This window comes from Microcoleus sp. S36a_B3 (assembly GCF_036700745.1).
Lineage (GTDB): Bacteria > Cyanobacteriota > Cyanobacteriia > Cyanobacteriales > Microcoleaceae > Microcoleus.
On sequence record NZ_JAUBPN010000030.1, the window covers coordinates 14,124 to 36,082 of the forward strand.

The following is a 21,959-nucleotide window of genomic DNA, read 5'->3' on the forward strand; positions in this document are numbered from 1 at the left end:
ATGTTATTAGAGCCACCACCTCAACTTGTCGGTGAAAAGCGCCTGATATTTCGCGATCTCGATTGGCGCGCCTTCAAGCAAATTCAAAGCTTGTTAGGAGAACGCACTCGCGCCCGCTTTACCTACGATAATGGAGTTTTAGAAATTACCAAGTCCCTCGAAGGACACGAACGATCTGCTCGCTTGATAGAACTCTTTATCAGAATCCTTGTGGTTGAAATGGGGATGAAAATTAAGACGATGGGATCGACTACACTCGATCGCGAAGACCTACTCAAGAGCGCCGAGCCAGACAATGGGTATTACATCCAGAATTATGCCTTAGTTGCCGATCGCCCGGTTAATTTAAATGTCGATCCAGCGCCCGATTTAGTCGTGGAAGTGGATATTACTAATACCGATATCAATAAAAATACACTCTATGCAAGTATGGGAGTGCCTGAGTTTTGGCGGTTTAACGGGCGGGTATGGCGGATTCTGCAATTAGTTGATGGAGCCTATGTCGAGTGCGATCGATCTCCGACTTTTGGCATCATTGAAAAAACGGATTTATACCAATTTCTAGAAGTGGCTTTCATTGATGAAGTTGCCGCAGAGATTGATTTTCGTCAATGGGTGCGAGGGCAGATTCAATGCCCAGTAGAGAAAGTGCGATCGGCATAATTCGCAGTAATATCGTGTCCGGTAGGCGATCGTAATAAAAACATTGCTGTCAATTGACCGGACACAATATAATACCAATTATCAACAATCATTTGACATTAGCCGTGCGATCGCACCCAAAGGAGAAGAGTCTTTTTAGCAAAAAACGATCGCCATTTTCCCAAGTCGTGCGATCGCCTTTTTGTCAACAATTAGTTAACAACTATTAGTAATTACTAATCAAGCTCCTGCCGCGGCTGCTGCTTCTTCTTCTACGTCTTCGGCTTCAGAACCTGCTTGAATTCCCAGCACGCTAACAACCACCTGAGTTGGTTCGCCGAGAGCTACCACTCCCGCAGGCAAAACTAATTCCTCAATGTGCAGCGCATCCCCTACTTTTAAATTAGAAATATCTACTTCTATTGATTCAGGAATGCTGTCAGGTTTGCACTTAACTGCTAGTTGGGTCAGCACGGTATCCAAGATGCCGCCTTCTAACTTGACACCGACAGATTCGCCGACAAAACTCAGCGACACTTCAACTTCCAGGCTGTCTTGACTCGCGACGGAGAAAAAGCTCAGGTGGTAAGGATAGCCCTTCCAAGGATGAACTTGAACTTCTCGGAGCAAGGTTTTTCCGCTCCAAGAGAGGTCGGGAATACTGAGGTCAATTAGGGCGTTGTTGACTACGTGCTTTTTGAGCAGGCTTTCAACTGTTTTGGCTTTGACGGTAAGGGCTATGGATTCAGAGCCTTTGTGGCCGTAGAGGACGGCGGGAATCAATCCTGAGCGGCGAAGGGCGTTAGGCTTGCTGCCTTCTGCCCGCTTTTGACATTCTACTGCGAGTTCCATTTTATTACTTTCTGTTGATTGTTTTTACATTTTATCAAATTTGTGCAAAGCGCGATCGAACTTAATTAAAGTCGCTGAAGATTTGACAGTTGACCGTTGACCGTTGACCGTTGACAGTTGTTATATCAGTTCCGTCAGCATCGGAATCATTCATCTCTCTCTTCTCTCCCTCCGCGTCCTCTGCGTTCTCTGCGGTTAAATCATTCCGATACAACCGGAATTGATATTATTGGTCAGTTGACAGTTGTTATTGGTCATTGGGCATTCTTCCCAAGGCGTGTCAACAATGGCCTAAAAACCTTTGTATCTGTAGTTTATATCGGAGCCTCGATCCCCCTAAATACCCCATAAAAAGGGGGACTTTGAGGACTCTGGTTCCCCCCGTCTTAAGGGGGGCTAGGGGGGATCGGCGGGCTAATTCTCAGACTGTTGACACCTACGATTCTTCCCCTCTCCCGCTATCTTCTCGGCCTTCTTCAATCTAAAATCCCAAATCGGCAATCTAAAATGCTTTGGCTGCGGGATGGCCGTCAGCAGACAGCAAAGCGCGCTTGGGCCCATGAATCGGGTCTTCGACAATGATAGTTTGGTCGCGGCTGGCTCCGAGAGATACAATTGCGATCGGCACTTCCATTAAGTCCGCCAAAAACTTGAGATAATCCAATGCTTGTGACGGCAAATCTTCCAACTTGCGGCAATCTTCCGTAGACTGTTTCCAACCGGGAAGGGTTTCGTAAATGGGCTTGCACTGAGCAAATATCCGGGAACTTTTCGGGAAATCTATACAGCGTTCGCCGTTAATTTCGTAAGCAACACAAACTTTTATTTCTTCTAATTCATCCAAAACATCGAGTTTGGTAATTGCCAGACAGTCAAGGCCGTTGATGCGAACTGCGTAGCGGCCGATTACTGCGTCGAACCAGCCGCAGCGACGTTTCCGGCCGGTTGTGGTGCCGAATTCTGCACCTCTTTCGCCTAAAACTGCGCCTATCCCATCGACCATTTCGGTAGGGAAGGGGCCTTCTCCGACGCGGGTTGTGTAGGCTTTTGCTACGCCAATGACGCGATCGATCGCTGTGGGTCCGACACCAGTTCCCACGCAAGCGCCGCCCGCGATGGGATTGCTAGAAGTAACGTAAGGATACGTGCCGTGGTCTAAGTCTAATAAAGTGCCTTGCGCGCCTTCAAACAGAATATTTTTGCGCGTGTGAAGTCCCTCATAAATTTTCAGGGAACTGTCTACTACGTGCGGCCGCAAACGTTCTGCATAAACTTGATATTCATCAAAAACATCTTGCGGATTGAGAGGCGGCAAATTGTAGAGTTTTTCCAGAATGACATTCTTATGATGAATCGTCCATTCCAGTTGTTCTCGGAAGCCTTCCAAGTCCATCAAGTCGAGCATCCGAATGCCTGTGCGTTCCGACTTGTCGGCGTAAGTAGGGCCGATGCCGCGTCCCGTCGTCCCGATTTTATAATTTCCCCGCTGTTGTTCCGATGCCACATCGATTAATCGGTGATAGGGCATGGTGATGTGAGCCGTCTCTGAAATCATCAGGGAGGCAGTCGAAATATTCAGTTTTTCTAGCTGATCTAACTCTGCAATTAAAACTTTAGGGTCAATTACCGTGCCGCAGCCGATGATACACTGTGTCTCGGGATAGAGAATCCCAGACGGAATTAAGTGCAGCTTGAAAGTTTGACCGTTGACTACCACGGTGTGACCGGCGTTGACGCCCCCTTGGTACCGTACAACGATATCTGCGGATTTGCTGAGCAAATCGGTAATTTTGCCTTTTCCTTCATCGCCCCACTGGGCGCCGATCACAACTACGTTAGCCAAGGGTTTCTCGCGTTCAGTTCAGGTTGACACAAACTCCGATTATGTACGAATGTGTCGCGGATGTCAAATATATTTTTGTTACACTTGAGAAAGTTGAGGCTCTATGGCGCTTTCAACCCACTTCCAGCACGATCGGGGGAGAGGGGGAGAATGGGAGAGGGGGAGAATGGGAATAGTCCCTGGCAAATATGCAGCTTAAATGTGGAGTCGCTTACCTGCTTGCAGGAATTAAGATTAAGAGGAGATTACTTTTCTAAATAGATACAACTGTAGGGAAGATCCAAGTAATTAGATAAGATTCATAAATCTTTGATTGAGAGGGAAACTGCAGATGTGCTTCGACTTCCCGAAGGGTACGGAGATAAACGCAGATGAATGCAATCTTGTTGATTGTCGAGTAATTTATTCCCCAATTATTCAATCCAAAATCCAAAATCTAAAATCTAAAATCCCATGACTTTACACGCTGAGTTGCACCGACATTTAGGCGGTTCTGTGGTTCCTCGGATTCTGTGGCGGTATTTCGATCGCCATAACGCCGCAATGGTTGAGAGATTTCAACAATATTCGGAGTTTGAGGATTTTTACACTCGTCCGCGCAATACTCTCGATGAGTATTTGGAACTGCACACACTGGTAGAAAGCGTGCAAACTGTGGAAACTTTGCCTTATTTTATCTATCGGTTGATGCGCGGCGCTTACGTATTTGAAAATCTGGCTTATTTGGAGTTGCGCTATACGCCTTATTTGCGGACTCCAGAGCATTTGGATCAGTCAAAACGCATTGATTTGATGGCAGAAATTGTACGGGTTGTGGGTAAGGCCAGTCAAATTGGCGATTGTCCGATTGTGACTAGCCAAATTTTGTGTATGCACTCGCGTTTACCCTATGAGGTGAATCGGGCGATCGTCGATTTGGCGGCCGAGATGGGAGAATATGTTTGTGCGATCGATCTTGCGGGCGGTGATGCTGCTATTGGCGATCGCCTGGATGAGTTTGTCGGATTGTATCAGTACGCAAGGTCGATCGGCATTAAGACAACCGGCCATCTCTACGAAACCACCTCTGGCTGTTATCCCGAACTTTTGCCCTATTTGATGCGTATCGGCCACGGGATTCAAATTCCGCTAAAATATCCCGAACTGCTGCCAGAAGTCGCGCGCAGAGGTCAATGCTTGGAGGTTTGCCCGACTACCTATCTCAAAACGGGGACATTGGAGGATATGGGGGAATTGAAGGTAGTGTTCGATCGATGTTTTGAGGCTGGTGTCGATATTGCTATTTGTACCGACAATGCGGGATTGCACAACGTGCGGCTGCCTTTTGAGTATGAGAATTTGTTGACTCGGGATATCATTGATTTTCGGCAGTTACAAGCCTGTCAAGATGCTGCTTTTCGCCATGCTTTCGCGTGGCCCTACGGGGAGAGGCCTGTAAAAATGCTGACTGGTTTGTTGCAACATTAGTCGGTGGAGTAAAATTTAACGAACCGCGAAGGCGCAAAGGAAACGAAGGGTAGGACATGAAGGAAGAGAAAGAGGGAGATAGGTAGATGTCTTCAGCAAAAGACTATGCTTGGAAATAAGAAAAGCTCTTTCTTCTCTTCCTTCGCGCTCTTTGCGTCTTCGCGGTTCGTTTAAAAGAGATATTTGTAAACTTATAATATGTGTCGGGCGATCGCCAATCGGTAACAAGTTATAGTTTGGACACAAAAGTATCAAAATAAAAGGATAAAAAAATATGACAAATATGGACGCTTATTGGATGCCTTTCACGGCTAACCGACAGTTTAAAGCAAATCCGCGCATCTTGGTTTCGGCAAAAGATATGCACTTTACCACCGATGATAACCGCTCAATTCTCGACGGGATTGCGGGGCTTTGGTGCGTGAATGCAGGGCACTGTCGCCCGAAAATTGTTGAGGCAATTCACAAGCAAGTATCGACTCTAGATTATGCCCCACCTTTTCAGATGGGACACCCCGGCGCTTTTGAATTAGCGGAACGTTTGGTGAAGATGATTCCGGGCAATTTCGATCGCGTTTTCTTCACTAATTCTGGTTCCGAGTCTGTAGACACTGCTTTGAAAATTGCGATTGCTTATCACCGGGCGAAAGGTGAAGGAACTCGTCAAAGATTAATCGGTAGGGAACGCGGTTATCACGGCGTTGGTTTTGGGGGAATTTCTGTCGGCGGTATTGGCCCTAATCGTAAGTTTTTTGGCAGTTTGCTGACAGGAGTGGATCATTTACCTCACACTCATAATTTAGAACACAATGCTTTCAGCCGCAAACAACCGAAATGGGGCGCGCATTTGGCGGATGAATTGGAACGGATTGTGGCTTTGCATGATGCGTCTAATATTGCGGCGGTAATTGTCGAACCGGTGGCGGGTTCTACGGGGGTTTTGATTCCGCCGCAAGGTTATTTGCAGCGGCTGCGGGCGATTTGCGACAAGTACGGAATTCTGCTGATTTTTGATGAGGTAATTACGGGTTTCGGGCGGCTGGGTTCGAGTTTTGCTACTGAATATTTTGGGGTGGTTCCCGATATTGTGGCGGTGGCGAAGGGGATAACTAACGGTACTGTGCCGATGGGGGCGGTGTTTGTGAAGGAGGGAATTTATGATGCTTTTATGAATGCTCCTGAAAATGCGATCGAGCTTTTTCACGGTTATACTTATTCCGGCCATCCCCTAGCCTGCGCTGCTGCTTTGGCGACGCTGGATATTTATGAGGAAGAAAGGCTGTTTGAACGGGCTAATAAGTTGGCTGATTATTGGGAAAATGCGGTTCATTCTTTGAAGGGCGTGCGCCACGTCATTGATGTGCGAAATCTCGGACTTGTGGCGGGGATTGAGTTGGAATCTATCCCTGGGAAGCCGGGGAAACGGGCTTTTGATTGTTTCTTGCAGTGCTTTGAAAAAGGGTTGTTGATCCGCACGACTGGTGATATTATTGCTTTGTCGCCTCCGTTGATTATTGAGCAGGAACATATCGATCGCATTGTGGAAATTTTGACTGGGGTTTTGCAGGGATTGGAGTGAGATTTAATAAACCGCGAAGGCGCTAAGGACACGAAGGAAGAGAGAAGAAGATCGGGAAAATCTCTCTCTCTTGTCTTCCTTTGCGCTCTTTGCGTCTTCGCGGTTCGTTCAAATCCTTAAACAGCGCTATAATCATTCATAACGAACGACGAACGACGAATAACTATGGTACTGTTAACTGCAAAAATCTCTGCTAGCGAGTTGGCAAATTTAGCTGTAGAGTTAATTCGGAAAGCTGGGTGCGAATACGGTGATGTGCGCTTTTGCAGTTACCGCAGGCAAGGTTTGTATGCGCGCGATCGATCTTTAAGCAATATCTCCGATAATGTAAGTTCCGGTTTTGGCGTGCGAGTTCTGCTAGACGGCGCTTGGGGCTTTGCCGCCAGTCACAACAAAACACCTGCAGAAGTTGCCAGAATCGTCGCTTTGGCTGTAGAAATCGCTAAAGGCAGCCGCTTGACTCAAAAGGAACCGGTGCGCTTAGTACCAGTCGAAAAATATGTCGATACTTACATTAGTTCGATCGCAATTGACCCCTTTTCTGTCCCCGTTGCTGACAAAGCCGAACTTTTATTAACCATCAACGAACGCCTGCTAGCGCACGAATCACGAGGCATCAAAAAAGCTTATTCTTTTTTGACATTCAACCGCGAAGACAAGGTTTTGGCATCCACAGAAGGCTCGCTAATCGAACAAACAATCTACCGCAGCTATCCGGGTTTTGGCTGTACGGCAATTGCGGGCGGCGATGCCCAAAGTCGCAGTTACGAACGCCCGCCGCTAAACATCGGTTACGAACATATTAATCCAGACGATTTGCTTAGTCAAGTCGAACGAGTTGCAGCCGAAGCAATTGAAAAAGTCGCTGCGCCGAAAGTCCCGGCTGGTATTTGCAAATCCCTGATTCTCAAGCCGACAAATTTGTTTCTGACTATCCACGAATCCGTCGGACATCCAACAGAATTAGACCGGGTTTACGGCTACGAATCGAATTTTGCTGGCACGAGTTTTGCTACTACTGATAAGTTAAATAAGCTGCAATACGCTGCACCTTGGGTAAACTTCAAGTGCGATCGCACTCAACCCCACGGTCGCGGTACAATGGGTTACGACGATGAGGGAGTAAAATCGCAAGATTGGTACGTTGTCAAGGATGGAATTTTAGTTGATTATCTCACTGACAGAGAAACAGCTTATCGCCTCGGACGCGCCAGCAGCAACGGTTCTGCCTGCGCTGACAGTTGGTCTAGCGTCCCGATGGTGAGAATTCCTAATTTGGGACTGGAACCGGGCCCGGATGGCGGCAGTCATACTGCTACTTTGGATCAGATGATTGCTGATACGGAAGATGGGATTTTAATTGATGGTACAGGCAGTTTTTCCATTGACCAGCAGCGGCGCAATTTTCAATTCGGCGGTGATGCTTTTTGGAAGGTGGAAAAAGGTAAAGTTGTCGGTATGTTGAAGGATGTAACTTATCATTCAATGAGCACGGATTTCTGGAATCAAGTAGATGCAATCGGGCCGGCTTCCGAACGGGTTCAATGCGGTACTAATATGTGCGGCAAAGGTGAACCGATACAGGTTGCTCAAATGACTCATGCTTGTGTGCCGGTGCGAGTTAGAGATATTCAAATTGGGGGAAGGGCTTAATTCGGAATGATTTAACCACAGAGGGCGCAGAGAACACAGAGAGAGAGCTCTGAGATAAATAATAAAGCCAACAAATTTTCCTAGCATTATAGCTTATGACCGTAACAACATCGCCAGCAATTTTAAGTGAAGACCAAGCGTTATCTTTATTAGAAAAGGTAGTCAAACAATCGGAAGCAGAGGAGGTATTTGTCAGTCTTTCTACTGGCGAAGAATCTCTTTCCCGATTCTCGGAAAATCAAATCACCCAAAATATCAGCAAAACTGTATTTAGCCTCAACATTACTAGCTATTTTGGCAACAAAAGCGCTTCTGCTGCTGTTACCGAATTTGATGAAGATGCGATCGCCCAAACCGTCAAACGATCGGAAGAACTCGCCCGAATTGCCCCCGCAGACCCCGAATGGATGCCGCTGTTGCCCCCTCAAACCTACGATTTGCCCCCGGCGGCGTTTGATGAAGCAACGGCTGCTGTATCGCCTTTAGAGCGGGCAAAAATGGTACAGCAGGCTTGCGCGATCGCATCTGGCGAAGGTGCGGAAGCTTCCGGTACTTTGAGCGCTGAGGCTTCGCTATACGCGATCGCCTCGTCAACGGGACTCCGCGCCTGCAACCACTCTACAGAGGCGAATTTCGGCTTTACAGCCCGCATTGGAGACGGTTCTAGCTGGACGGAAAGCACGGCTTGGGGCATCCACGAACTACAAGTCGCCGAATTAGCCGCACAAGTTGTCTCGCGCGCGAAAGCCTCCCGCAACCCCCGCGAAATTACTCCTGGTGTTTATCCTGTAATTTTTGAGGGCGCTGCGTTTGCAGATTTGCTACCGTGGGTAATTTGGGCTATGGATGCGCGGGCGGCGGATGAGGGGCGATCGTTTATGTCGATCGCCGATGAGTCGGGAAAACCCGCTGGAAACCGCGCGGGAGAACAACTTTTCAGCCCGTTAGTGCAGGTACTGCGCGATCCAAGTCATCCTTTGTTGCGATCGGGTAATTTTTTCGGCAACGGATTCAACAATAACTATTTGGAAATCATCAAAAATGGTATCCCTCAAAGTTTGTCTTATTCTCGTTACTGGGCCGCCCAAAAAGGCAAAGAGTCAAAAGGTGGTTATTACCCGATCGTGATGACAGGTTCCGATCAAAGTTTAGCAGATTTAATCGCTCAAACCGAGCGGGGAATTTTTGTCAGTCGAGCTTGGTATGTAAATTACGTGAATCCGAAAACATCGGAAGTAACCGGCATGACTCGCGACGGTACTTTCTGGATTGAAAACGGTAAGATTGCTTACCCGATTAAAAATTTCCGTTTCAATCAAGTTTTACCTGATATGTTGCGGGATGTGGATGCAGTTAGCGAAGTGAAACGTTACGGCGGTATTGTCGTACCGGGAGTGCGCGTGAAAGCTTTTAATTTCACGAGTATTACTGACAGTTTGTAACTCGCGCAATATATATTGCAATCCTAAATCATTTGTGAATTTCTTACTCCCTCCCCTTGTTAAGGGGAGGGTTGGGGGGGGGTAAAAAAAATTATGACCCCTGCAAGGACAGCTATAGTATTTTTATAAATTTAATTTAATCAAAAAATGCCTCAAATAGATATACGTCCGGTTGAAAACGCACAAGAATTAGAAGAGATGTTTTACCAGCGGTGGTTGGTTTTGCGATCGCCCCTAGGCATGGAAAAGGGCCGCGAAAGGGACGATCGCGAAGATGGCGCTGTGCATTTAATTGGAATATGCGATCGCCAAATTATCGCATCGGGCAGACTTCGAGAATTATCCCCAGAATTGGGAACCATCTCTTATATTGCCGTACTTCCTGAATTTCAAAATCAAGGAATTGGCACTAAACTCATGGAAAAATTGCTCGCACAAGCCAAGGAAAATAATTTCAAAACTGTAAGACTGATGTCTCGCATTAACGCCATTAAATTTTACCAAAAACTCGGATTTTCCGAACAAGAAAAGCCTTTTGATTACCTGGGAATTCCGCACGTATTCATGCAGTTAGAAATTTAATCACCGGCACATCCTACCTGATTCTTCAGTCCCCCTCTGCTGGGACTTTGTTTGACAAGAAGCGATTTCAATCGCCGAATGATAAAGGGGGTAGCTTACAAACATTAACTCCTCCTTCTTCGAGTAAAAATGGAGATTTTCTACAGAATACTTGACAAATTCCGACTCTTTTTGAGCACCACAAGAACCTTTGAGTCGAACACTTTTGCTTTCATCTTTCACTAAATCAGCACGATAACTATAACTACCGTCCGCTTTCTCAAAAGTTAATTCAGCAACAAAACCATCATTTTCTGGATATTTCTCAACAATGCGGCCCGAGACTTTGTAGCTGAACCAATCCCAACCGTAGCGGATGATTAATTCTCGTTCCAAAACCTGAATTGCGTTTGGCAAAATTCCCCAACCACGATAAACTTTATTCAAACATTGGATATCACCAGTTCGCGTTAGAATAGATTTGAACGAAGTGCGATCGAGATTTCCGTAATATCTACCATCAGGCAAATCAATCGCAGTCGGTGCCATGCGGTGTCCGCCAAAATGACTAGATTTCCAAATACGAACATCACTCAATTCTAACTCGGAAACCACAGCTTTTGCTTGGGCATAAAAAGGATTGCCGTATCTGGCGCAACATCTATCGTGACTCCCGTGAGTGCAAACCAAAATATCTCTACGTGGGTTATTTTCAACTTCGCAATCCGGGACTTCTCCAGCTAAATAGCTTTTGACAATTCCCGCCACTTCTTCAATGTTATTCACATTAAATTCGTGTTTTTCGTAACCGCCAAAAACATCTTGGCTTTGATTGTCGTAAATCAAAATTTTGCGCCTATCAGCAAATTTAGTTGGTTCACTATTGATTAACAAAAATCTAATTTTTTGCTTTGAATGCTCTACTTCCTTCACTAAATCCCTTAGATTCTGGGGAATTTGCTGAGAATTAAAAGCTTCTGATTCCCAAGGCAAACAGCATTCAATTAATACATAGGTTTGGTAATTAGTACCGCTACCAATAATATCCTCTTCAACGCATTTAGAAGTATCGGCGCAAAAAAAACTATTCGTCATGTTATACCTCATTGTGTCTCATAAATTACTATTTTAATAACAAAATTATCGCAGTTATAGCGGTTCTCAAGCGTGGTGAGGATAGCCCTATGCCCTATGCCGAATAGTACCTCATATGAGAGCTTGAAAGGCTATATTACTCTTCTATAGTTTTAACTAACAAAAATAATTCCTTCAACAACTAGCCTCGACAAAAGCGGCATTACATCTATTTCCCAATCACAATCCGGCAACCAATCCATCACATCTTCTCCTGTAAAAAATTCTGTACTGAATAGATTCTCCGTAAATTTATCAGTTACTCCTTTGAGAGATACTTCTTTGCCTCCCACAACGATTTTGTATCCGTCCCCGTCAGGCAATTCGCGAATTCTCACCCGCTGAAATTTGGGAATTCTATATTTAGTTTGAATGCCGTAGGGAAAAATGTTGAACCCTGCTTGAGAAGGGAGAGAATATTTCGCCACAGGTTTTGCTAAACTGTCGAGGTAGCTGCTGTACTCTTCTCCCAGATTTTTACTGTTTGCGTAGCCCTGCAATTGGGCAATTAAATTATTTACACTTGTATCGATTGAATCTTGATTTATTCGCAGCGGTAAACTTTGCCGCCACTCTGATTGTTGTCGCAATTCGCCCACCAACCATTCTAACAAGTCTATTCCTGTTTTGCAGTGAATTCCTAATGTTAAATGCAGCGACGGTTCGTCGGAAGCAACTGCATAATGCCAATGTCCGCGCGGTATGTAAAGCACGTCGCCGGGGTGCAAGGTGCAGGTTAAATAGGGTGGGGTTTCTGGCGGCGAAAAAGTCGAGGATTTTTGGTCTGTCAGCGGGTATTTAATTGTGTCAGCAAAAACGTACCACTGTTTGATTCCGTCTGTCTGCAAGATAAAAACTTCGTGGGTGTCGTAGTGGGAGGAAAAACCCTGTTTTTCCGGCCAAGAACAGTAGGCATTTACTTGGTTTCCATAACCCAAGTCTGCTTTAAATTCTGCTGCAAATTCAGCTATTTCTGGTATTAGTTTGTGGACTTGATTGATAATTAAAGTTGCTCCCGATTGGCACAATTTGATGAGATTGGCGTTTTCGCTTTCGTCGAGAACTTTTCCTTCTACTGCTAAGCGAATGTCGGGATATTTTAATTGGTAAAAGTTGAGCAGGTGGTTGAGTTTTTCCCAGGAAAATAGGTGTGCAAAGTCTTTTTTGCCTTCGCTTTTAATCGCAACTGCTTTGTTTGTCCAGTTGTTATTGAGAAAATCTTCGAGATTGTATGGTTTGAGGAGATTGGCGAGCGATCGCATAAACTTTAAAAATAAACGATAAATATTATCAATAAGCTTTTAGCAATTAAATAATTGAGGACAACACTTTGCGCTTGTCCTCAATTATTCCAGACTTCCCGATATCAAAAAATAAAATCTATTACTTCTTGTTTGGGGAGGCGAAGTCTAACGGAAAAACCTGCAATTACTCGTTGGTAACATCGCTACCATCGGCATCAACATTGAGGGTAGAAGAGATGTTTTTAGCTGTGGCGTGCTTGGCAATTTCCTTGACTTCTACTTGGATTTTGCTAGCGCGGGACAGTTTGAGAGCCGATCCGTTGATTTGCTTTGACATAATGGCCTCTAATTGTTGTATTACACCCATTTAGCTGAAATTTTCCCTGACTGTGACGTTAGGGTTTGAATTCTCAACTTTGACTAAAAGCGTAACATGAAGTTAATAAACTGTGCAAGTAGTTAAGAATTTTTTTCAATAAATAGAATACTTGGCTAATTCGCAGCAGTTGCTCGCGCTGGTGATAATTAAGCGTGAATCCGCTCTGCTGCTAGATTCTGGAGTTTGAGCGAAAAGGCCGATCGCCCTTTTCGCCCTTTTGACTACAGGACTAGGCGGGTGATCGCCTGTTGAGAAATTATCCTGTAGAATAGCAGTTTTTTGATTTCCAGCATCTACCTTAAGGTAGAGTATTGTTTGTGAGAGTTAGGATGAAAACGAGCTACTATCTAAATGAAGGGCGATCAGAACAACCAATTCCCAATTCTCCATTCCCAATTACCAATCATCAATGAATCAATATTTTGCTACAGTTGCGCGCGGTTTAGAAACAATTGCCGCCCAAGAATTAGAACGCCTAGGCGCGCAGGATGTCAAGCCCGATTTTACAGGAGTTTACTTTGCGGGCGATCGCGCTTTATTGTACCGCGTCAATCTGTGGTCGAGAACAATTTTTCGAGTGCTTGTTCCCATAGCCGAATTCCGGTGTTACGACTCAAATATGCTGTACCGCGAAGTGCAGAAAATCCCTTGGGACGAATATCTAAATCCTGATAATACCTTAGCAGTCAACTGTACAGGTGGCAACGATAAGTTGAACCACACACACTTTACAGCTTTGCAGGTCAAAAATGCGATCGCCGACCAACAGCGCCACCAATTTAACAAACGTTCCAGTGTTGATGTCGAAAGTCCCGACTTACTAATTAACCTTCACATCCATCGAGACCGCGCTATTTTGAGTTTAGACAGCTCTGGTGGCAGTTTGCACCGGCGGGGATACCGGCCGGCAATGGGGCTTGCTCCTCTCAAAGAAACCCTCGCTGCGGCGTTGTTAGAAATGGCAGAATGGACACCAGATTTGCCGTTTTTAGACCCGATGTGTGGTTCGGGAACTTTGCCTTTGGAAGCGAGTTTAAAAGCCTTGAATATTGCACCGGGATTGTTTCGAGAAAAGTTTGGATTTATGACGTGGCGGGACTTTGACGAGCCTTTGTGGGATAAATTGTGGGCCGAAGCAGAGAGCAGCGAATTGCCAGAGCTTCCAGAAATGATTGCAGGGTGCGATCGCGATTCTGATATGTTAGATCAAGCTCGCACTAACGCGCAGCAAGCAGGTATTGCCGGTAAAATTAAGTTTGCTCGTACCGAGTTATCCGAGTTGGAAGCACCCACAGACAGAGGCGTTTTGATTTGCAACCCTCCCTACGGAGAGCGCCTCGGAGATGCTAGCGAATTGGGAGAACTTTATAAGATGTTGGGCGATATTTTCAAACAGCGTTTTAAAGGTTGGAATGCGTTTATTTTGACTGGAAATAAGGAGTTGGGGAAACAAGTTGGACTCAGGACATCAAAGCGGATTCCGGTTTTCAATGGCTCGATTCCCTGTACTTTGCTCAAGTATGAACTGTATTGAATATGTGTAAAATATCTTTTTTTGCCCTTGGTACAAGCTAATAGTAATTGGAACAGGTTAGGATGAATGAATTTTTTTGAAATTGACGGACACAAGCTCTTTTTAGGAGATGTCTTAGAAGTGCTGGAAAGTCAAGTAAAAGACAACTCTATTGATTTAATTTTTGCCGATCCTCCCTATAATATCGGCAAAAATTTTAATGGTTTTAAAGACAAATGGGAATTAGAAAGCGATTATTTAGAATGGAGTTATAAATGGTTGAATTTATGTATTAATAAACTCAAGCATAACGGCAGTTTGTATCTGATGGCATCTACTCAAAGTATGCCATACTTTGATTTGTATTTGCGCGATCGCTTAACAGTTCTTGCTAGAATAGTGTGGTATTATGACAGTTCGGGCGTACAAGCAAAAAAATATTATGGTTCTCTGTACGAACCGATTTTATATTGCGTCAAAGACAAAAGAAATTATACATTTAATTCCTCAGATATTCTGGTAGAGGCAAAAACCGGAGCTGTGAGAAAACTAATTGACTATCGCAAGTCTACACCATCAGTATATAATTCTCAAAAAGTTCCAGGTAACGTCTGGGAGTTTTCGAGAGTTAGATATCGTATGCCTGAGTATGAGGAGCATCCTACTCAAAAACCAACATTGTTGTTAGAAAGAATTATCAAAGCAAGTAGTAATGAGGGCGACGTTGTACTAGATATATTTTCAGGGACTTTTACAACATCATTTGTTGCCAAACAGCTTAAGAGAAAGTCAATTGGCATAGAATTCCAAGAAAAGTACCTAGAAATAGGATTGCGGAGGCTGGGAATTACCGCAGATAATAGTGAAGAGGATGTGATGTCTGAAGTCAACTCCGGTGAAAATTCGCCAAAGCAGCTAACATTAAACTTACAACTCTGAGCAAAATGGAATATGAATTCACAAAAATAATTAATAAATTTTTATAGGATAATTTTGGCGAAGTTGGAAAAAAATATTTTACGAAAGCCAGCTAATTGTATATTTGAGTATCAAGACTAAACTAAATCTGCAAATAGAGGTTAAAAATCCAGAGGAAGTTTTGCCAACTTATACGCTATCTATATTTTAATTGAAGACTATTGTGTGAAAAACTTTCATCAGACAGGAATGTATTCTGATTGTGAAGGTGCAGTTTATACGAATCTTTCTAAGATACAGCGTGAATTACCATTCGAGCAAAAGCTTCAAAATCATGGCTTTAACCATAAGATGAATGAAGAATTTAAAAAATATTTTCCCACTTGTGAGTTTATCCTAATTGTTTGCAATAAGGACGAAAGTCCTTACTACAAACGCCACTAATTACTGAAAATTAATGCTCGATTTTGAGTGAAATAATCTTGTCGCCTTGGCGGATTGCATTCACGACAGACATATCATCTGTTTGCCCAAAAGTTGTGTGAACTCCATCCAAATGAGACTGGGGAGAATGGCAAATAAAGAATTGGCTGCCACCTGTATCGCGGCCTGCGTGAGCCATCGATAAAGTTCCTGCCAAATGTTTATGCGAGTTGATTTCACACTTAATTTTGTAGCCTGGGCCGGCAGTTCCATTACCTTTGGGACAGCCACCTTGAATCATAAAGTTAGGAATGACTCGATGAAACAATAGTCCGTCATAAAAACCTTTTTCCGCCAAGTCAACAAAATTCTTCACTGTATTCGGCGCATCTGCATCGAACAGTTCCAAGTTGATAGTACCTTTGTCGGTTTCCATAATAGCGCGGGTCATGATTTCTCCTTGCTTCCTAAAATGACTGTACTGCCCGCTTTTTAATTGCGGACTTCGCTTTTATAGCGACAGGTTTTAAGCTGTCGCTATATTTTGACTTTCAGAAGTGTAGCATACTCGAACAACTCTCGTAGGACTTCTGCGCGCTTTTTGAGGCAACCGGGTTTGTTACCGTCAGTCATATTTTAATTGTTGGTAACATTTGGGCGATTGGTTTCTTCCTCAAAATCATTCATATTGAAAATGAAAGGAACCCGACTCGAACCGCCGCCCATAACCAGCACTTTAGGCATCTGAGCGCCACCGTTTCTCCAAGCTTCGATAGCCTCTTTTTGCAGCACCAAATCGCCGCCCTGAGCCTTCAAAGTTTCAGCCAAAAGTCTTTGAGCTTCTGCCCTACCTTGAGCGCGGTTAATGTCAGCTTGAGCTTGTTGTTCGGCCTCTTGAGCAACATACACAGCCCTTTGCGCCCGCTGTTCGGCAACCTGTTTCTCTTCAACTGCTTTGGCAAAATCTGTGGAGAATCGAATGTTGACAACGCTGGTGTCAAGCACGATTACATCATATTTTGACAGCCGTTCCTTCAGTGCAGCATCAAAGTCTTTTTTCAGTTCGCTTCTTTGAGTAATAGATTGTTCGGCGGTTCTCAAAGCTGCTGCTGTTTTAAATGCTTCTTGGGTCTGCGGAGCAATAATTTTTGATACTATATTTTCCAAGGTTCCCTGAGTTCTTCTAACATCAACTATTCTCGTAGGATCGAGGCGAAAGTTGATGGCAAAACTCGCATTTAAATCCTGAAGGTCTTTAGTCGCACTCTGGGCGGGCACTTCAAATTTTTGCACGGTTACGTCGTACACATCTACCTTAGATATCAGCGGTGGTCTGAAGTGAAATCCCTCTAACAAGGCTCCATCTGTGGCTTTTCCTAAAATGCTAACTACTCCTGCTTCACCTGGATTGATGACAACAAAAGAGTTGAAGCCGAGGAGCAGCGCGACTACTAATAGAATGCCAGCGAGTGCTGATGATAGGCTCTGGAAATTTTGATTTTTCAATTTAACACGCTCCTTTGTGATAAATCTATTATAATGCTTAATTGAATGAATGCGCCTCTAAAAATATAAAATATAAAATATAAAATATAAAATGGATGGTTTCGCCTTAAAAATCCAAAATCTAAAATCTAAAATCGGTTGATTATGGCAATTATTAAATATCCCAGAACTTATCATATCGAAGGTTCGCGTTTCGGGCCTGGTGACGAAGACCTTGACAGCGTGCCGTTTAGCGCTATTGCCGATCGCCCTTTAATCATCGAAGAAAAGGTAGACGGCGCAAATACGGGCATCAGCTTCGCACCAGACGGGCAAATGCTGCTGCAAAGCCGCGGCCACTATCTCACCGGCGGGCCGAGAGAAAAACATTTTAATTTGTTCAAACAGTGGGGTTTCAGTCTCAGCGGAACTCTGGGAAAAGTGCTGGGAAATCGTTATATTTTGTACGGCGAATGGCTTTATGCCAAACACACTGTTTTTTATGATTTTTTGCCGCACTATTTTATGGAATACGACGTGCTGGACTTAGAAAAAAATCAATTTTTGAGCACGGAAGCCCGCCGCCAGTTGTTAAGCGGATTGCCGTTAGTATCAGTTCCCGTGCTGTTTTCAGGAGTTTTGAAATCGCCGAAGCAAATGATGCAGTTGATGGATAAATCTAATTTTATTTTGCCGGGACATTTGGAACGGTTAGTTTTGCAGTGTCGGGAATTGGGATGGGATGAGGATCGGTGTTTGAAAGAAACTGATAAGAGCGATCGCATGGAGGGTCTATACATTAAAGTCGAAGAAGATGGCATAGTAAAGGCGCGTTACAAATACGTGCGTGCCAGCTTTTTGACCGCGATTAAAAATGCGGAGGGACATTGGCTCAACCGGCCGATTGTACCCAATATTCTGCGTCCCGGCACAGATTTATTTAATTTTAGTTAACCTGCAGGTGAATTTATGAATACACTATTATCGCCCTCGCCAACTTGGACTTTTCCCTTTTGTCCAGAACCGCCCGATTGGTTCCTGGATTGGGACAGCATTCAAAATCATTTTGATTGGATTCAAAACTTAGAAGGATGTCAGCAAGACCCGATTTATCACGCTGAGGGAGATGTTTTAATTCACACCAAAATGGTCTGCGAAGCCTTAATCTCTTCTCCAAATTGGCGGCAACTTCCCGATGAAGAACGATCGATACTTTTTGCGGCTGCTTTGCTGCACGATGTCGCAAAACCGGCTTTTACAAAAATAGAAGCCGACGGCAGAATTAGCTCAAAAGGTCACGCCCGCCAAGGTGCGAGAATGGTGAGAAAAATTTTATCTCAATTCGAGCCACCAGTGCAGTTTGAGATTCGCGAGACTGTTTGTGCGATCGTCCAATTCGGCAGTTTACCCATCTGGCTGATCGACAAACCCAACCCCCAGCAGTCTGTAATTAAAGTTAGTCAAGTTGTTCGCTGCGATTTCCTCGCACTTTTGGCCGAAGCAGACGTGCGCGGGCGAGAGTGCGGCGACAAACAAGAATTGCTCGATAAAATACAACTATTTCGGGAGTTTTGTCAAGAAAATAATTGCTTGAATTCTCCGCGACAATTCCCCTCCGCCCACAGCGGATTTATCTACTTCCGCAAAGAGAACGGCAACCCAGATGCTGAAATGTTTGATGATACCAAATGCGAAGTTGTTTTGATGTCGGGATTGCCAGGAAGTGGCAAAGATTATTGGATTGAAGAAAACCTCCCCCATTGGCCTGTGATTTCCTTAGATGCGCTGAGATTGGAGATGGATGTACCGCCACATAAAAATCAAAGTGTTGTTGTAGATACAGCAAAACAAAGAGCTAAGGAATATTTGCGATCGGGAACTTCTTTTGTGTGGAATGCCACTAATACAACTAAACAAATGCGGCAGCAATTGATTGATTTGTTTGCTGCTTACAAAGCGCGCATTCGGATTGTTTACCTCGAAGTTCCCTTGGAGGAAATATGGCGGCGGAATCGATCGCGCACAGCAGCAGTACCAGAAGCGATCATTCACAAATTAGCCGATCGCCTGGATATTCCCGATCGCACCGAAGCGCATCAGGTAGAATGGATTGTGGGCGGCGCTTCATAGAAGCAATCCACCCGCCCTCGCCTCTATTCCATCAACTGGCTGACAAAGGCTTTTTCCCTAAAATAGAATCCTGATAATGCGCCAACAAATCAGCAGGGCTATCGTAAATTTCCGCAGCACCAGCAAGCGAAGCATCATCGAAACCTCCGCAGCGAAAAGCAATTAGCGGCACCCCGCACTTGCTTGCAGCTTCGATATCGTAAGGAGTATCAGCTAACATCACAACCTGACTCGCTTTCACCTGCAACTTGCTCAAAGCAGCTTCCACAATATCCGGTTCCGGTTTAGAAGCTTCCACATCGCTAGAAGTTGTCGCTTCATCGAGCAAATCGTCAACTTGTGCAGCTTTGAGCAAACCCGAAAGTTCATCGGCGGTAGCTGAAGTAGCAATAATTAGCCGCAGTTTTTCTTGCTGCATTTTTAACACCAATTCCCGCGAACCTGGTGCAGGAGCGAGAGTAGATGAAAAACGGTTAATAATCAATTCTTTGCGTCTCTGTGCAATTTTTTTCCCGTCGCCTTCTTCCTCAGAAAGTCCTGATACCATTTTGGGTATAACTTTGTCGCCGCCCATACCAATTAGCGGGCGAATTTTCTCGAACGGCACGTCGTAGCCGAAAGCCGCAAATGCCTCTATCCAAGCTTGAGCGTGGGAATCATTGCTGAGCACGAGAGTGCCGTCAACATCGAGAATTACTGCTTGCAATTTCATAGGTTATTTGCTGTTATTGACGATAATTTTTGTAAAAAAAATGGTTGCTAGTAAGGACTTCATTTCTTAATTACTTAATGAGTCAATCGAGAACTAAAGTCCCCACTACGAACCTGAGTTTGTAGTAAGGACTTCAGTTTGTGCTTAAATTTGTCGTAAGGACTTCAGTCCTTAATTAATTAATGAGTCAATCGAGGACTGAAGTTGCTACTACAAACCTTTAGTTTTATAATTTTCCTCAACCCAACAGCGCGGCAGAACTTCGCCGGAGGGAAAAACTAATTTATCCTTCTCAAAATTTGCCGGATCTTGCTCTTCTTCACCTGCTTGAATGCGTCCCGATACTTGATTCTTGCTAGGGCTGACTAAAGTCTCGATATCGAGAATTTCTACCAAGTCGCCGGATTCTTTTTCTTGTAAAAGCATAGTCGATCCTTGTGAATAAATTGTGAGTTAGGGTGTGAGCACAACTTTGATGCAGTTGTCTTTTTTCTGTTTGAAAATCTCGTAGGCGTGGGGCGCTTCATCCAATTTCATTCGGTGCGTAATCACGAAGGTTGGGTCAATTTCGCCTTTTTGAACGCGATCGAGCAAAGGGCGCAAATAGCGGTGAACGTGCGTCTGTCCCATTTTTATGGTCAAGCCTTTGTTGAAAGCTGCACCGAGGGGCACTTTGTCAACAAAACCGCCGTAAACGCCGGGAATTGAGACTGTGCCGCCTTTGCGACAGGCGAGGATTACTTGTCGCAGGGCGGTAGGCCGATCGCTCTCCAAGCGCACAGCTTGCTTGGCTTTGTCGTACAAAGCATCGAAACCAGTACCGTGGGCTTCCATTCCCACCGCGTCGATACAAGCGTCTGGCCCGCGTCCCCCCGTCATTTCGGTAACGGCTTCCCCCGCGTCTATTTCTTCGTAGTTGATGATTTCAGCCCCAGCCGCGGCCGCCATTTGCAAGCGTTCCGGTATTCTGTCGATCGCAATTACTCGATCGGCCCCCAGCATAAACGCGCTTCTGATCGCAAATTGTCCGACTGGCCCGCATCCCCAAACTGCTACCGTATCCCCCGGCTGAATGTCGCAGTTTTCGGCCGCCATATAACCGGTAGGAAAGATATCAGTGAGGAACAATACTTGTTCGTCAGAAAGTCCGTCGGGAATTTTCAAAGGGCCGACATCTGCAAACGGAACCCGCGCGTATTCTGCTTGACCTCCTGCATAGCCACCCGTTAAATGCGAGTAGCCAAACAGTCCGGCCGGCGAATGACCGTAGATTTTTTCAGCCAGCCCAGCATTGGGGTTGGAATTGTCGCACAACGACCACAAATCGCGGTTGCAAAAGAAGCAACTGCCGCAAGAAATAGTAAAAGGAATGACGACGCGATCGCCCTTTTTTAAGTTCTTGACTTCGCTGCCGAGTTCGACTACTTCCCCCATGAATTCGTGACCCATGATGTCGCCGGATTGCATGGTCGGGATGAAGCCGTCGTAGAGGTGCAAATCTGAGCCGCAGATTGCTGTTGACGTGATTTTAACTATCGCATCGCGCGGATTGATAATTGTTGGATCTGGTACGTTATCAACTCGCACGTCATTTGCTTTGTGCCAGCAAAGAGCTTTCATTATTTGGTTTCCCTCTAGTTAACTACTAGCTACTTTTTGTTTTTAAATCTTAAATTTACTCCGCAGCTAAATCACTGGGGAGATGCTGTAATTTTAATCATCTTAAATAAAAAGTTTCTCTATCCGAGGTATAATTTATAAATCTATCTTTGGGCTGTTTAAAATCACAAAAAAGGTAACTCAGTTCCCAAATAAATTGCAGAAGCTTTCGCATTCTTCTGTTAAGAGTTAACAGCTCAAGGCGGCATGGCTGAGGTTGTTTTTGGCGATCGTCAGTTGCTGCTCTCTGATATCGCGTCCGCTCGATTAACCGCACGCGCAGTTCGTAGTGCGTCCTGGAGTCCGCACTACAAAACATATAA

General features: G+C 44.8%; 20 protein-coding genes. 10 read left to right on the forward strand and 10 right to left on the reverse strand.

Annotated elements, in window-relative coordinates; genetic code table 11:
• Nucleotides 1-663: a Uma2 family endonuclease gene (locus QUA01_RS23240; RefSeq protein WP_333091662.1), complete on the forward strand. Its 663-nt coding sequence runs from the start codon at nt 1-3 to the stop codon at nt 661-663.
• Nucleotides 664-882: 219 nt separating this feature from the next.
• Here QUA01_RS23240 and QUA01_RS23245 read toward each other — a convergent pair whose 3' ends face one another.
• Together QUA01_RS23245 and QUA01_RS23250 are read right to left on the reverse strand one after the other, a co-directional pair.
• A complete protein-coding gene (locus tag QUA01_RS23245) occupies nt 883-1,494 on the reverse strand; it encodes a 50S ribosomal protein L25/general stress protein Ctc (RefSeq protein ID WP_333091663.1) in 612 nt (203 codons plus the stop codon).
• Between the two features lie 502 nt (nt 1,495-1,996).
• On the reverse strand, nt 1,997-3,337 hold the full coding sequence (locus QUA01_RS23250) for an adenylosuccinate synthase (RefSeq protein WP_333091665.1): 1,341 nt from the start codon (nt 3,335-3,337) through the stop codon (nt 1,997-1,999).
• 453 nt (nt 3,338-3,790) lie between these two features.
• Between QUA01_RS23250 and QUA01_RS23255 the strand changes: the two genes are divergently transcribed.
• The 5 genes from QUA01_RS23255 to QUA01_RS23275 all read left to right on the forward strand — a co-directional run bounded on the left by QUA01_RS23255 (nt 3,791) and on the right by QUA01_RS23275 (nt 10,060).
• A complete protein-coding gene (locus tag QUA01_RS23255; protein WP_333091667.1) occupies nt 3,791-4,804 on the forward strand; it encodes an adenosine deaminase in 1,014 nt (337 codons plus the stop codon).
• 274 nt (nt 4,805-5,078) lie between these two features.
• Entirely contained in the window at nt 5,079-6,383 is a 1,305-nt protein-coding gene (locus tag QUA01_RS23260) for an aspartate aminotransferase family protein (protein ID WP_333091670.1), read from the forward strand.
• A 165-nt stretch (nt 6,384-6,548) separates the two neighbouring features.
• On the forward strand, nt 6,549-8,036 hold the full coding sequence (locus QUA01_RS23265; RefSeq protein WP_333091672.1) for a TldD/PmbA family protein: 1,488 nt from the start codon (nt 6,549-6,551) through the stop codon (nt 8,034-8,036).
• Between the two features lie 95 nt (nt 8,037-8,131).
• Nucleotides 8,132-9,478 carry a TldD/PmbA family protein gene (locus QUA01_RS23270; RefSeq protein ID WP_333091674.1) on the forward strand — a complete coding sequence of 449 codons (1,347 nt, stop codon included), beginning with the start codon at nt 8,132-8,134 and terminating at the stop codon, nt 9,476-9,478.
• 147 nt (nt 9,479-9,625) lie between these two features.
• Nucleotides 9,626-10,060, forward strand: coding sequence for a GNAT family N-acetyltransferase (locus tag QUA01_RS23275; protein ID WP_333091676.1), 435 nt, complete (start codon nt 9,626-9,628; stop codon nt 10,058-10,060).
• Here the strand turns inward: QUA01_RS23275 and QUA01_RS23280 are convergent, their stop codons facing one another.
• The 3 genes from QUA01_RS23280 to QUA01_RS23290 all read right to left on the reverse strand — a co-directional run bounded on the left by QUA01_RS23280 (nt 10,061) and on the right by QUA01_RS23290 (nt 12,784).
• Nucleotides 10,061-11,134: a sucrase ferredoxin gene (locus QUA01_RS23280; RefSeq protein ID WP_333091678.1), complete on the reverse strand. Its 1,074-nt coding sequence runs from the start codon at nt 11,132-11,134 to the stop codon at nt 10,061-10,063.
• 152 nt (nt 11,135-11,286) lie between these two features.
• The gene (locus tag QUA01_RS23285) at nt 11,287-12,435 is read right to left on the reverse strand and encodes a cupin domain-containing protein (protein ID WP_333091679.1); all 1,149 of its coding nucleotides are present in this window, start codon (nt 12,433-12,435) and stop codon (nt 11,287-11,289) included.
• A 166-nt stretch (nt 12,436-12,601) separates the two neighbouring features.
• Complete coding sequence (locus QUA01_RS23290; RefSeq protein WP_194010158.1) at nt 12,602-12,784, reverse strand: hypothetical protein; 183 nt, start codon at nt 12,782-12,784, stop codon at nt 12,602-12,604.
• Between the two features lie 421 nt (nt 12,785-13,205).
• Here QUA01_RS23290 and QUA01_RS23295 point away from each other — a divergent pair, with 421 nt between their 5' ends.
• Both QUA01_RS23295 and yhdJ read left to right on the forward strand, forming a co-directional pair.
• Nucleotides 13,206-14,330: a THUMP domain-containing class I SAM-dependent RNA methyltransferase gene (locus QUA01_RS23295; RefSeq protein WP_333091680.1), complete on the forward strand. Its 1,125-nt coding sequence runs from the start codon at nt 13,206-13,208 to the stop codon at nt 14,328-14,330.
• A 66-nt stretch (nt 14,331-14,396) separates the two neighbouring features.
• A complete protein-coding gene (gene yhdJ, locus QUA01_RS23300; RefSeq protein ID WP_333091682.1) occupies nt 14,397-15,248 on the forward strand; it encodes an adenine-specific DNA-methyltransferase in 852 nt (283 codons plus the stop codon).
• 433 nt (nt 15,249-15,681) lie between these two features.
• Here the strand turns inward: yhdJ and QUA01_RS23305 are convergent, their stop codons facing one another.
• Together QUA01_RS23305 and QUA01_RS23310 are read right to left on the reverse strand one after the other, a co-directional pair.
• Nucleotides 15,682-16,101 carry a peptidylprolyl isomerase gene (locus tag QUA01_RS23305; protein WP_333091684.1) on the reverse strand — a complete coding sequence of 140 codons (420 nt, stop codon included), beginning with the start codon at nt 16,099-16,101 and terminating at the stop codon, nt 15,682-15,684.
• A gap of 185 nt (nt 16,102-16,286) precedes the next feature.
• Nucleotides 16,287-17,156: a prohibitin family protein gene (locus QUA01_RS23310; protein WP_333091685.1), complete on the reverse strand. Its 870-nt coding sequence runs from the start codon at nt 17,154-17,156 to the stop codon at nt 16,287-16,289.
• A 144-nt stretch (nt 17,157-17,300) separates the two neighbouring features.
• On the opposite strand from QUA01_RS23310, the gene QUA01_RS23315 reads away from it, so the two are divergent.
• The gene (locus QUA01_RS23315; protein WP_333091686.1) at nt 17,301-18,089 is read left to right on the forward strand and encodes an RNA ligase family protein; all 789 of its coding nucleotides are present in this window, start codon (nt 17,301-17,303) and stop codon (nt 18,087-18,089) included.
• A 15-nt stretch (nt 18,090-18,104) separates the two neighbouring features.
• A complete protein-coding gene (locus tag QUA01_RS23320; RefSeq protein ID WP_333091688.1) occupies nt 18,105-19,265 on the forward strand; it encodes an AAA family ATPase in 1,161 nt (386 codons plus the stop codon).
• A 31-nt stretch (nt 19,266-19,296) separates the two neighbouring features.
• Here the strand turns inward: QUA01_RS23320 and QUA01_RS23325 are convergent, their stop codons facing one another.
• From QUA01_RS23325 to QUA01_RS23335, 3 genes are all read right to left on the reverse strand, one after another.
• Nucleotides 19,297-19,977: an HAD family hydrolase gene (locus QUA01_RS23325; RefSeq protein WP_333091690.1), complete on the reverse strand. Its 681-nt coding sequence runs from the start codon at nt 19,975-19,977 to the stop codon at nt 19,297-19,299.
• Nucleotides 19,978-20,187: 210 nt separating this feature from the next.
• Entirely contained in the window at nt 20,188-20,403 is a 216-nt protein-coding gene (locus QUA01_RS23330; protein WP_333091691.1) for an acetyltransferase, read from the reverse strand.
• A gap of 27 nt (nt 20,404-20,430) precedes the next feature.
• Nucleotides 20,431-21,597 (reverse strand): zinc-dependent alcohol dehydrogenase, encoded by a 1,167-nt coding sequence (locus QUA01_RS23335; protein ID WP_333091692.1) that lies wholly within the window; start codon nt 21,595-21,597, stop codon nt 20,431-20,433.
• Between the last annotated feature and the right edge of the window lie 362 nt (nt 21,598-21,959).